At 43.2% G+C, this 12,649-nt stretch carries 8 protein-coding genes and 1 tRNA gene; 5 read left to right on the top strand and 4 right to left on the bottom strand.

Annotated features, from left to right (window positions below):
* Nucleotides 1-232 precede the first annotated feature (232 nt).
* Together VB775_RS12155 and VB775_RS12150 are read right to left on the bottom strand one after the other, a co-directional pair.
* The gene (locus VB775_RS12155) at nucleotides 233-1,750 is read right to left on the bottom strand and encodes a tetratricopeptide repeat protein (RefSeq protein WP_281008782.1); all 1,518 of its coding nucleotides are present in this window, start codon (nucleotides 1,748-1,750) and stop codon (nucleotides 233-235) included.
* The gene (locus VB775_RS12150; protein WP_281008783.1) at nucleotides 1,710-3,065 is read right to left on the bottom strand and encodes a P-loop NTPase fold protein; all 1,356 of its coding nucleotides are present in this window, start codon (nucleotides 3,063-3,065) and stop codon (nucleotides 1,710-1,712) included. The genes VB775_RS12155 and VB775_RS12150 overlap by 41 nt, the downstream gene beginning before the upstream one ends.
* Before the next feature lie 161 nt (nucleotides 3,066-3,226).
* On the opposite strand from VB775_RS12150, the gene VB775_RS12145 reads away from it, so the two are divergent.
* The 3 genes from VB775_RS12145 to VB775_RS12135 all read left to right on the top strand — a co-directional run bounded on the left by VB775_RS12145 (nucleotide 3,227) and on the right by VB775_RS12135 (nucleotide 4,617).
* Complete coding sequence (locus VB775_RS12145) at nucleotides 3,227-3,457, top strand: hypothetical protein (protein WP_190576788.1); 231 nt, start codon at nucleotides 3,227-3,229, stop codon at nucleotides 3,455-3,457.
* An 81-nt stretch (nucleotides 3,458-3,538) separates the two neighbouring features.
* Nucleotides 3,539-4,090 (top strand): peptide deformylase, encoded by a 552-nt coding sequence (def, locus tag VB775_RS12140; protein WP_281008784.1) that lies wholly within the window; start codon nucleotides 3,539-3,541, stop codon nucleotides 4,088-4,090.
* A gap of 164 nt (nucleotides 4,091-4,254) precedes the next feature.
* Nucleotides 4,255-4,617, top strand: a complete 363-nt coding sequence (locus VB775_RS12135) for a DUF2237 family protein (protein WP_281008785.1) — start codon at nucleotides 4,255-4,257, stop codon at nucleotides 4,615-4,617.
* Nucleotides 4,618-4,810: 193 nt separating this feature from the next.
* On the opposite strand, the gene pyrF is transcribed toward VB775_RS12135, so the two are convergent.
* Nucleotides 4,811-5,521, bottom strand: a complete 711-nt coding sequence (gene pyrF, locus VB775_RS12130; RefSeq protein WP_281008787.1) for an orotidine-5'-phosphate decarboxylase — start codon at nucleotides 5,519-5,521, stop codon at nucleotides 4,811-4,813.
* Between the two features lie 66 nt (nucleotides 5,522-5,587).
* On the opposite strand from pyrF, the gene VB775_RS12125 reads away from it, so the two are divergent.
* Together VB775_RS12125 and VB775_RS12120 are read left to right on the top strand one after the other, a co-directional pair.
* A complete protein-coding gene (locus VB775_RS12125) occupies nucleotides 5,588-8,146 on the top strand; it encodes a mannose-1-phosphate guanyltransferase (protein ID WP_281008788.1) in 2,559 nt (852 codons plus the stop codon).
* A gap of 164 nt (nucleotides 8,147-8,310) precedes the next feature.
* Nucleotides 8,311-8,382 (top strand) — tRNA-Gln (locus VB775_RS12120).
* A 270-nt stretch (nucleotides 8,383-8,652) separates the two neighbouring features.
* Here the strand turns inward: VB775_RS12120 and VB775_RS12115 are convergent.
* Nucleotides 8,653-12,417, bottom strand: a complete 3,765-nt coding sequence (locus tag VB775_RS12115; RefSeq protein ID WP_281008789.1) for a chemotaxis protein CheB — start codon at nucleotides 12,415-12,417, stop codon at nucleotides 8,653-8,655.
* Nucleotides 12,418-12,649: the final 232 nt, after the last annotated feature.

Below are 12,649 nucleotides of genomic sequence, written 5' to 3'. Positions count from 1 at the left end.
CTGTCTGATTTCTCAGCGTTTATCCGAGCCTAACTTCTGTATTTTTGATTAGTTTTTGACCTCTCATAGGATTAATCTATCTCTTTGTAGCCATTTAAGTCCATTTTTGCCATTAATTCTTGTTTCTGTTGCTTTTTCTTCTTTTAATTGATGCAAATCTCTCCATTCTTAACTTAACGATCTGTTTTTGCTTGGATTTCGTTTCTCTTTCCCATCTCGTGAATAATACAGGTTAGGCTAGTTTTTCAACGGTTACGTCTAAAATCTTTGCCATCGCTTCTAATAGGCTCTGGTCTTGGGTAGCTTGATAGATGTGAGAGAGATTATTTACAGTCATTTCCACACTATGCTGATCTTGGAATTGAGCAAAGATTTCTAAGGCTTGTAATAGATTTTGACCTGCTTCTGTGAAGTTGTTTTCTGCTTCTGCTAATAGTCCTAAATTGTGGTATGTACTGGCTTGGGAGTAGCGATCTCCAAATTCGATTTTGATCGCGAGAGCTTGTTGATAGTTTTGTCGCGCTTCCGTATATTCTCGTAATTCTTCGGCAACTCTTCCTAACTGATGGTATGTGCGGGCTTGGGAGTAGCGATCTCCAAATTCGATTTTGATCGCCAGAGCCTGTTGATAATTTTGCCGTGCTTTTTCATATTCTTGTAATTTTTGGGCAACAATTCCTAATTGGTGGTATGTTCTGGCTTCGGAGTAGTGATCGCCAAATTCGATATTGATCGCTAAAGCTTGTTGATAGTTTTGACGTGCTTGCTCATATTCTTGCAATACTTGAGCTATATATCCTAACTGGTGATACGTGCTAGCTTGAGAATAGCGATCGCTAATCTCCTTTTCAATTTCTAAACATTGATTGAGATATAATCTTGCCTGCTCAAATCCCCTTAAGTCGAGGTAAATATCACCCAAATTAAATAAAGCCAAGGCTTCTCCACGTTTGTAATCAAGTTCCCGACTAAGCTCGATCGCCTGTTGAAAATAGAACTTTGCTTTATCAAACTCACGGATTGATTGATGAGCCTTACCTAATTGATTGAGCAATTCTAACCTCGTGCGACTACTTGCTTCCGTATCTTCAGTATATTCTTGCAATAGCCTCTCTAATAAATCAATACGTTCCCCTTGTTCGGGTTTAGCAAAATAGCGATTGGGATTATGAGAAAAGTTAGAGACTTCGGCAGTTAAGCGATCGCGGGTTTCGGGAGGAGTTTGGAATCTAAATGTTGCCGATGTCCATGCCCAAAAGTCAGGGGCAAACTGGGCGATACGAGTTACAGCATAGTCAGGTAACGCAAATAGAACGGGATGGGGAATCGAGATGGGGAAAGAATCACGAGCATAATTGAGATTGGTTAATATAGGCGGATTGTCACCACTGTATGAGATCGCCTTTTCCAAACCTTGCAAAATCAAAACTAATTTTTTGTCAGGCTGTATCTCGATCTTGGTGAGCTCTTGCTTAATAGCCTCCAATAAAAACCGCAAGTCTGGGTCATCAAAACGTAGCACCACAAACTGAATGACTTGACATTTAGGATGCTCCTGCAAAGCAGCAATCAGAATATCAATATCAGGTGGAAAGTTGATCTCAGCAAACGCCACCTTAAAACCTTTGGACATCTGCACAAAGGCAAGCAAAATCTGAAACACTTCCTGATTATGCTCTAGCAGCGAAATAATCTGAGCGCGATCATCGTTAGGGATTTGAGAGACTGCTGATGGCTTTGGTGAAAGCATTGCTACGCATAAGTAAAGGGTTGGGATAAGTCCAGCGATCGCTACCGTTATATTCTAGAACCGCCGTACTATAGAGCATCTGGACTTTAACATCCTCTTCATCGGAAAAATCTTTGTTTAAGGCGATATAAGCCAACTCGTTAAAATATTTTTTATTAGAAAGCGATCGCTCCAAACTAAACTGAAGTTGCTTAATCGCATATTCCACATCCTCAGCCAAGATCTTGTCATGTTCGCGACCACTTGCCGTCAAACAAGCTCTCTGCATCAACTGCATCAATTGCCGAATATGCCCACCACTTGCCTTTACTAATTCCATTAACTCACGGCGCGAATCAAAAATCACATTCACATCCACCCGTTTTTCAATGATTTTTGCCACCGCTTCTAAACTCGTTTTATTGAACTCTAAGGGATATTTAGCGCGATCGAGTTCATAGATATTCACCATCGGCACAATATGCGGATCGTCAAAGGAATTACTCAACCCACGCGAAGAGTAGAGTGCCGAGATCGGAACTGTGTAAATTATCGAACAGTGTAATGATGTAAGTTGAGCTGCATAGTCAAAAAACAACTTGTTAGATACCTCAAGCGGACAGCGATCGAGGTTATCGACAATTACCAAAAAGCCTTTGTAATTAGGAAACTTCTTCCGCAGTTTTTTTAGCCCATCCCCCAACAATAAATTAATGTCCCCTTTCATACGGGTAAACTCTTTTTTCAAGGTCTCCCGAATCGTTGTTTTTTGAGACGAAGAATTCTTGAAAACCCCTTTTAACTTGAATAAAAGCTTGGCAAAGAATGAAGCCTCACTACCCAAACTAGCTGATGCTTCGACATCCAGAGACAAGGCGACTGATCGCTCGTCTTCTGTCGTAACCACTTTGAACCAATCCTCTACACTCTTGAGTAATTGCTGATCAAAGGTAATTTTAATTTTGGGATCTCGCAAAGCTTGCTCTACCTGACCGATCACCATTAAATAGATATCAATATAATCCAAATCATTAATATCAGTTTCGTCTTCCACATTCAAAAAGACAGTCAAATATTGATCCTTACACTTATCCTCAATGCGCCGTAACTCAGTACTTTTGCCACAGCCACGATGTCCTGTAAACAAAATCGTAGAAAATGACTCTGGTTTCTGCTGCTGCAAAATTTGCCCAACCTGAGTGATTGCCTCACTATTTCTCGCTTCTAGCAATGGCAAATAAAATCGCTCTAAGCCCTTGCCCTGAAGTGGCTCAACATCACAGATTTCATAGGCATCTGTGAGATTTGTGGCTAAATCACTAGCGGGATTGGTCATGACTGGTTTTAGCTTAAATTTATGTCTAGGCTACGCAGCTAAATCATAGCAGCTAAAGTCTTGCCAAGAATTGAGAAAAACTTAACCTGACTTAACCTGAGATTGTGGATGCTAAGGTTGATGCTAAAATATGCCTTGATATTTTGTTAGGAAAACAATCTATGACGACTAGACGTACTGATAGCGCCTTTCCTGTAAGTTATAACCGCGATACTGATAGTTTGGTTGAAGGATTGACTAAACGTGAATACTTCGCAATTTTGCTCATGCAAGCCTATACAAACACCAACACAAAATTTGAAGACGATTACCAAAAGGCGCGTCTAGCTGTTGCAGAAGCCGATGCTTTGATCGATATTCTTGCCTATGAAGCTAATCCTAAAGCTTTGTGAAGAACGACCGATCGCTTAAATCCGCCTAATTTTTGCCAATAAGTTCTGGCTGTCCCAAAATCAATTAATTAAAAAGTAGTCATGTTGATTCCAGCTATTGACAAAATATTTACCAAAAAGCTAACTATTCATCAGCTTGGCAATCCAGCTTTGAGAGAGATTGCCAAGCCGATCGCCAATGTACGCGATCGCGAAATTCAGAAGTTAATTGATGAAATGCTGGTTACGCTCAAAGAAAGTAAGGGCGTAGGCTTAGCGGCTCCTCAAGTTGGGCGATCGCTGCAATTAATCATCATCGCTTCCCATCCCAATGAGCGTTATCCCAACGCGCCCCAAATGGAACCAACGGCGATGATTAATCCCAAAATCATTTCCTCCTCAGGGGAAACTGAAAAAGGCTGGGAAGGTTGTCTGTCAGTACCGATGATTCGGGGGCTAGTGCCACGCGATCGCCAAATCGAAGTGGAATATCTAGATCGTCAAGGTGATCGGCAAGTCACAAAGCTAACTGATTTTGTGGCAAGAATCTTTCTACATGAATATGATCATCTCGAAGGAAAAGTGTTTCTAGATCGCGTGGAAACTAATTTGGATCTAGTTACAGAAGCTGAATATCATAAAATCAATAAGTAATTAGTAACTGATGTTACGCAGAACGTAGATGACGAATCTCTTGCCGCTAGCCACGCAGGGCAACCACGGGGGGATTGCCCCTACCTACAATAGATTTATATTTATGTTCGGGCTGTGCCCCCGTGCCAGCCCCCAACATCGGCTATTGCTCAGGATTAAAAATTATGGCAGTCATCAAAAATGTTTTGGGCGAAAATCTGGCGCTATGTTGTTCATCGCCAGTCACAGGCTTTTATCGTGACGGATTTTGTCAGACAGGAGCGCAAGATCTGGGAGTTCATGTCATCTGTGCCCAAGTTACCGATGAATTTTTAGACTACACCAAGGCTCAAGGCAATGACTTAAGAACACCCGCACCCATGTTTAATTTTGTGGGACTAAAGGCAGGCGATCGCTGGTGTTTATGTGCATCACGATGGAAGGAAGCACTAGACGCAGGCGTTGCGCCCCCTGTAGATCTCGCTGCTACCCATGAAGCGGCTTTAAAAATTGTGTCTCTCGATGAACTCAAAAAACACTCAATTTAAACCCAAAAGACTGACTTATCCATTCTTTTGGGTTTAAATTGCTAATGATGAATCTTTTGCTGCTAACGTGGCAGGGCAACCACGGGGGGATTGCCCCTACCCAATTCATAATTCATGTTATGTAGGGGCTGCGCCCCCGTGCCAGCCCCAGCCCCAGCTATCGTAGAAATTCTATCGGCGTAGGGTGTTGTTACTACAATTCTTGACAAATCTTTTCCCAAGCAGCAACAGGATCAGGTGCAGCAACAATTGGTCTACCAATTACTAAATAATTAGCACCTGCGGCGATCGCCTCTTTGGGAGTCATTACCCGACTTTGATCGCCAACTGCGGCTCCTGCGGGGCGTACTCCGGGGGTGACGAAGCAAAAATCATCACCAAGCAGCGATCGCAGATTTTTTACCTCATGTGGTGAACAAACAGCACCAGTTAGCCCGCTTTCTTGTGCTAAAAGCACCAGTTTTGAAACATATTCAGAGACTTCAAGGGACACTTTGAGATCGGTTGCTAGTTCCGTAGCCGAAATACTGGTTAATAGTGACACTGCCAAAAGTTGGGTTGACGAACCTTGGACTTCAGCTTGCGCCGCTCGCATCATGGCACTACCGCCCGAAGCATGAATTGTTAGGAAATCCGCACCATATTTCGTAGCTACTCGACAAGCCGACCCAACTGTATTGGGGATGTCATGCAGCTTTAAATCTAAAAATATCTTTTTATGACGAGCCTTAAGTTCGCGCAAAATCGTACCGCCATCAGCGATAAATAGCTCTAGTCCCACTTTCCAGAAACCTACTTGGGGCAAGCGATCGCACAAATTTATAGCTTCGGTAGCTGATGGGACATCCATCGCCACAATAATTTTTGATTGGGGATCGGTTTCAGGATTAAGGTTTATTTTCATTGCTTTATCGCAAATTTGAACGATACTAGAGCCTAATCCTATTACGTATTGGCGTTCGGAGGATCTATGCGCGCGGTATTGATGGCAGGTGGTTCAGGAACAAGATTACGCCCACTCACTTGTGATATGCCAAAACCGATGGTATCGGTGCTAAATCGACCTATTACTGAGCATATTCTCAATTTGTTGAAGCGTCACGGCATCCGAGAAGTAATTGCCACCTTGCATTACTTACCCGATGTCATTCGCGAACATTTTGGCGACGGCTCAGACTTTGGCGTAAATATGATGTACGTGGTTGAGGAAGATCAACCACTGGGAACCGCAGGTTGCGTCAAAAATGTCGAAAGTCTTTTAGATAGTACTTTCATGGTCATTAGTGGCGATAGTATTACCGACTTTGATCTCACCGCCGCCCTCAAATTTCATCGCGCCAAAAAATCCCAAGCTACTCTGATTTTGCGCCGAGTCAGCGATCCCATGGCTTTTGGGGTGGTAATTACCGATGAGGAAGATCGCATTCAAAGATTTTTGGAAAAACCATCAACGAGCGAAGTTTTTTCCGATACGGTGAATACAGGCATTTACATTCTTGAACCTGAAGTTTTAGATTTTTTACCAGCTAATGAGCCAAGCGACTTTTCTACCGATTTGTTTCCATTATTACTCGCCAAAAATGTACCGATGTATGGGTATATCGCCAGTGGTTATTGGTGTGATATTGGCTCTTTGGATGCGTATCGACAGGCTCAATATGATGCGATCAGAGGGCGAGTTCACTTAGATCTAGACTATGTGCAGTTACGGACAGGCTTATGGATTGGCAAACATACAGTCATTTCACCCACCGTCCAAATTGAGCCGCCTGTATTGATTGGGAGTAATTGCTCCATCGGCGATCGCACTAAGATTTCCGCAGGTACGATCATTGGCGATCGCGTCACCATTGGCTCCGACTGCGATCTGCAACGACCGATTATTGGCAATAGTGCCATGATTAGCGAAGAGTGCCATCTGTGGGCATGTACCATCTCTCGCAATGTTCGTGTTAGTCGCCGCGCCCATGTGATGGAAGGAGCGGTAGTTGGCTCTAATTCAGTAATTGGTGAAGAGGCGAGAGTTTTCCCGAATGTGCGAATTTGGCCGAGCAAACATGTGGAAGCTGGCGCAACCCTAACCACCAATTTGATTTGGGGCGCGATGGCTTCACGGAATTTGTTTGGACAACATAGTGTGTCTGGCTTAGCCAATGTCGATATTACGCCCGAATTTGCCGTGAAGTTGGGGGCAGCCTATGGTGCAACATTGCGTCCCAATTCCCATGTAATGGTTTCACGGGATCAGCGCACGATTTGCCGAATGCTAACGCGATCGCTAATTTCAGGATTAATGTCTGTAGGCATTAATGTTGAAAACCTTGAAGCAACAGCGATCCCCATTTCACGGTTTATTGCCCCCAGTCTAGGCGTTGTCGGCGGTATTCATGTGCGAGTCCATCCCGATCGCAATGACTGCGTGATGATTGAGTTTCTGGATGCTAATGGGATCAATATCAACAAATCCGCAGAGAAAAAGATTGAAGGCACATTTTTTAAAGAAGACTTTCGCAGGGCAAGGATTGAAGAAATCGGCGAAATTAGTTACCCCACTCGCGTATTAGATTATTACAACAGCGGCTTTGCCAAAAATATTGACGTTGAGGCGATCAGATTTAGCGATTGTAAAAAGATTGTCATTGATTATGTTTACGCAGTATCAGGAGCAGTTTTACCGCGCATTTTAGGCAAATTTAGCACCGATGTGGTGGTTCTCAATGCCAGCCTCAATGAAGTTGCTCCTGCCCCCGTCGATCGCGAAAAAATGTTAATTCAGTTAACCGATGTGGTCAAGGCGGTAAGAGGTAACTTTGGCGTACAGGTCTATGCTAATGGTGAAAAATTTATCTTGATCGATGAATTAGGAAAATCCATTCGTGATGAAACCTTAACGGGCTTAATGGTGGAAATGGTGCTGACCTCACAGGTTGGCGGCACAGTAGTTGTTCCTGTTTCGGCTTCGGGTATGGTGGAACTGATTGCCGAAAAGCATGGTGGTAAAGTAATCCGCACCCGTGCTAATCCAACGGCGTTGATGGCGACTTGCCATAGTAATGAGGGCGTAGTCCTTGGCGGTTCCGCCGAAATGGGCTTTATTTTTCCGCAGCTTCACCCCGGCTTTGATGCCATGTTTAGCATTGCCAAGATCATGGAATGGATCACCCTACAAAAGCGATCGTTGTCGCAAGTCCGTTCACATTTGCCCCGTTGTCATTTTCGGAAACAGATGGTGCGCTGTCCTTGGAGTATTAAGGGGACACTCATGCGCCACCTAGTCGAATCTTACGGACGCGAAAAAATGGAGCTGATCGATGGCGTGAAGGTTTTTTATGGCGATCGCGATTGGGTTTTAGTGTTACCTGATGCAGGTGATCCGATTGTGCATGTTTTTGCCAATGGCTTTGATACCCCCTTGAGCAATGGGCAAGCATGGTCTGAGCGTAATCTTCAAGATGTTTGCAGTCATATTGAGGGCTTCTGTAAGCTACAAATTGCGCTGTCTAAAGATTCTGTACTTCTAGATAATTAGGGGCTTGCCCAAAACTTTTATGTAGCGCGGCAAAGCCGCGCTACATAAAAGTTCTTGAGTCTTTGGGAGATTTTTTACTAAATGGGTTGACAAAACCCCATCACCCTTTGCTATAGTAAGTACCGCGCAATCAAAGAGATTTGTGAAACGCACCCAAACATTATTGGGGTGTCGCCAAGCGGTAAGGCATCTGGTTTTGGTCCAGACATTCCGAGGTTCGAATCCTTGCACCCCAGTTCTAGCAATGTTATACCAATGTAATTAATGGCTACGCCATTAATTACATCACTTTGCACCCAAATCAATAAAAAAATTGAAAGCGTTGCTTCGCAACGCTTTCAATTTTTTTATTTTAACGTGAGTTCGATATCGCCATTTGCGGCGTGCTTCGCACGCCGCAAATGGCGAAAAATGGTAAGAATCGCTTAGCGATTCTTACCATTTTTCGCTTTCGTCGAACTGACGTTAAAATTTAGCGTCTTTAGGCATCTCGGCTTTAGATGGAATCAGTAGTTTCTTGGTTCCTTCAAGTCCAACTCAAAACTGAAAGTACTGCCAACACCAATCTCGCTGACCACCGTAATTTCACCGCCCATTTTTTTAACAAGGTCTTGACTAATTGCCAAACCCAATCCAGCACCTTGAAATTGCAATTCACGTTTGCCGACCTGCTCGAAGGGTAAGAATATACTTTCAATGTCTGTTGCGGCAATACCCACACCTGTATCGGCGATCGCAAATCGCATTAGTTCTTTGGTGTTGCCATTACCATCGTCGGACTGAATTTTTGAGACTGAAAAGGTGACAGTACCTGTAGAAGTAAACTTGATAGCATTGCCAAGTAAATTGAGTAGAACTTGTCGCAATCGCATTTCGTCAGCATAGATATTATCTGGCAGATTGGGAGCGAAATGAGTTGTAAGGTTTAGACTCTTTTCAGCAGCTTTGATAGAAATCATATCTACAGTGATTTGCAGAAAATTTGCCAGAGGTAGCAAACTTGGCTCAATTGCTATCTTTTTGGATTCAATTCTGGAGATATCGAGGAGATCTTGAATTAGAGAGAAAAGATGCTCTCCAGATTGATAAATTATCTCCGCGAATTCTTTGATATCTGGTGCTATCTCTGTCTGTGATTTTAGAAGTTGTGAAAAGCCTAATATTGAATTTAAGGGAGTACGAAACTCATGGCTCATATTTCCAAGAAATCTGCATTTAGCCAGATTTGCAGCTTCAGAGGCAAGTATTGCTTCTGCTAATTCTTGGTTTTGGGCGATGAGTTGTTGTTTTTGGACTTTGCGTTCCGTGATGTCTTCAATTGCAATCACAATCATCTTACCAATATTGGCTTGATAGAGTTCAGAGGCATTGAGTAACATGGTGCGCGTACCGAGGTGCGTAAAATCTTGGGTGATTTCATAATCTTGGACGGAAATACTATGGGCGAGGATGTCATTGAGGAGCGATCGCAGTTGGGAAATATTCCAATCTCCTTGCCCTAGAGCATAAATCGACTGTCCCTCTGTCTGACTGGGCAACATTTGGAAAATTTGATAAAAAGCGAGGTTTGCAGTAATCACTCGCAAATCTGAGTCTAGCACTAGCAGGGGCTGACGCAGAGTTTCTACGATCGCTTTGGAATAGTTGCGTGAGAATTCTAATTCTAGAGAATTTTTTTTAATCGTATCAATATCAATCAAACTAATCACGACCCCATCAATGACGTTTTCAATGGTGCGATAGGGACGAATTCGCAAACTATACCAATGCTGTGATCGATCTTGCACTTCCTGCTCGAAGGGAATCAGGGTAATGATTACCGCAGACGCTAATCCAAGTAAATCTGCACCATCAATATTAGTTTGAATATCGCTAAAAGGTCGCCCCACATCAGTGGGAATCAGATTAAATACCTGCTCCGCCATAGGTGTAAAGCGTCTGATGTGCAAATCACCAGATAGCATCAAAATCGCGATATTTACGCTACTTAGCAGGTTTTGCATATCGTTATTGGACTGCTGTAGCTGGAGATTGCGACTGCGTAGTTCGTCATTGACAGTGCTTAGCTCTTCATTTGTTGCTTGGACTTCTTCTTTGGCGGTTTCTAGTTCTTCATTGGCACTCTGTAATTCTTCATTACTAGACAAAAACTCTTCACTGGCGACTCTTAGTTCTTGATTAGTGGATTCATGGGTTTCGACAATTGTTCGCAAATATTTTTTTGTGCTTTCTAATTCATTTGTGAGTCGTACCACAGCTAATTCTGCTTCGGTCTGCCGCACTTTGCGCGACTTGGCTTGAGGTATTAGTGCTAAAGCTGCTGCGGAAGGTTTGGGTCGGCTCTCAAATAGCACCAAAAAATAGCGATCGCTATTGATTTTTAATGGAATCACATCCAGCTTGACTAGCACTCCCTGAGACATCTCGATCCCATCTTTGGTAAACGGGAGATCGTGTTGCTTGGCATTGTGAATCGCCGATCGCAGTTCTAGCCTTAATTCTGTCCGCGCCATTTTTAGTAAATTGAGACTTGCCTTGCCTGATGGCTGTTCCAAGTAAGGACTAGTCTGCCCACGAAACTGTAAAATTTCTAGCTCTTCATTAATTGTCACGCCCACAGGTGTATAGCGACTCAACACCACCCGATCAGCGAGTTGTTCTAGATCGCTATCCGTCGCCGACTCACTAAGTTTAGAAATATTTACAGGTAAAGTTTCATAGGTGCTTTTAACAAAATTAAAATTCATCCGTGCAGGCGTAATTTTACGTTTATAAATGCGTTGTTTTTTATCGATGATCGCAAATAAATCCGTAGCATTACCGATGCCTTCAGAACTTCCTAACATCAGAAATCCATCGGGGTTAAGTGCATAGTGAAAAACTGGCATAATCTTTTTCTGAAGCACAGGTTCCAGATAGATCAGCATATTCCGACAACTGATCAGATCTAGCCGTGAGAATGGCGGATCGCTAGTCAAGTTTTGCCGCGCAAATACACAGCAATCCCTTACCAAACGCCCAATCTGATAACCGCCTTCTACGGGTATAAAAAAGCGACTCAGCCGTTCTGGAGAGACTTCTTTCAACAAATTCTCTTCGTAAAATCCGATCCTTGCCTTGCTAATGACTACTTCACTAATATCCGTTGCAAAAATTTTAATTTGATGTCGGATTGGGCGATCGTCAAAGAATTCCATTAGACAGATCGCGATTGAATAAACTTCCTCACCCGTGGAGCAACCTGCAACCCAGATCCGAATCGGTACATCGGATGGCTTGTTTTGGCAAATCACAGGAAATGCTAACTCCTTCAACGCGACAAAGGAGTCGGGTTCTCGAAAGAAACTGGTAACATTTATTAAGATATCGTGGTATAAACTCTCAACTTCGTTGGGATTCTCTTGTAAATATGTGCTGTAAACCTCCATATTTTTTAGACTGATCAGTCCCATCCGTCGCGCTATTCTGCGCTCTATAGTACCTTTTTTGTAATTGCTAAAATCTATACCCATTGCATTGTGTAGAAGCGCAAAAATCTTCGACAAAGCCTCTGAATTCTCAGTAAATGCTGGTGCAGAACTATCATCAAACTCTTCGTTCTCTTTTATATTGAGTTCAAAATCACTCTCGCGATTGCCTTGGCTGATGTTGACCAATTCTGCCGCAATCTCGGCAGGTGATAACACAAAATCAACATAGCCCGAAGCGATCGCAATCATCGGCATGGTTTGAAATTCAGCAGATTCTAAATCTTGAGCAAAGGTAATCCCACCCACCGACTTGATCGCACCTAGCCCCGCCGTTCCATCTTCATTACTTCCCGACAGGACGATCGCGATCGACTGACTACCGCGATCAGCAGCTAGGGAGCTAAAGAATCCATCGATCGCCATGTACTTCCCTCTGACCTGACGACGTGGCTCACACTTTAGTAAGCCCTGATCGAGGGTCATCAAAGTATTGGGGGGAATCACATAGACATTATTTGGGACAATCCTCATGCCTTCCTGCGCTTGATTGACAGGCATCCGCGTCGTTTTTTGCAGAATTTCGCTTAACCGACTGTCATGATCGGGCGCTAAATGTTGGATGAGAACAAAGCCCATACCAATATCGTCTGGTAAATTCCTTAATAATTGCGTAAATGCTTGTAATCCACCTGCGGACGCACCAATAGCGGCGATCGCGAAACATTCCTGAGAATTTTGTTGCGATTCTTGCGATAAATCCGAAGAGTTAGTGGTTCTCAGGTTTCGTTCGGAATCGGGCATTACAACAACCTTTATTTCATGTAATTGTTATATTACTTTACCATTGAGGTCTCAGCAATTACGCAAGAGGTTTTGTTCGCTTCACCTTTGATAGCAAAGCACAACAAATGGCTCCGCCATTTGTTGTCAACAATTCTCATTATGAAACCAATTTTGGAGTTTCTAGCGCCTTCGGCGCTGGAAACTCCAAAATTAGTTTTTTGAAAGCGTTGTAAAGCAGCGCTTTCAAAAA

This window comes from Pseudanabaena sp. CCNP1317, assembly GCF_034931345.1.
GTDB classification, from domain to species: Bacteria; Cyanobacteriota; Cyanobacteriia; order Pseudanabaenales; family Pseudanabaenaceae; genus Pseudanabaena; species Pseudanabaena galeata.
The sequence above is the reverse complement of the archived record's forward strand: the minus strand, read 5'-3'. Positions and strand labels throughout refer to the sequence as shown.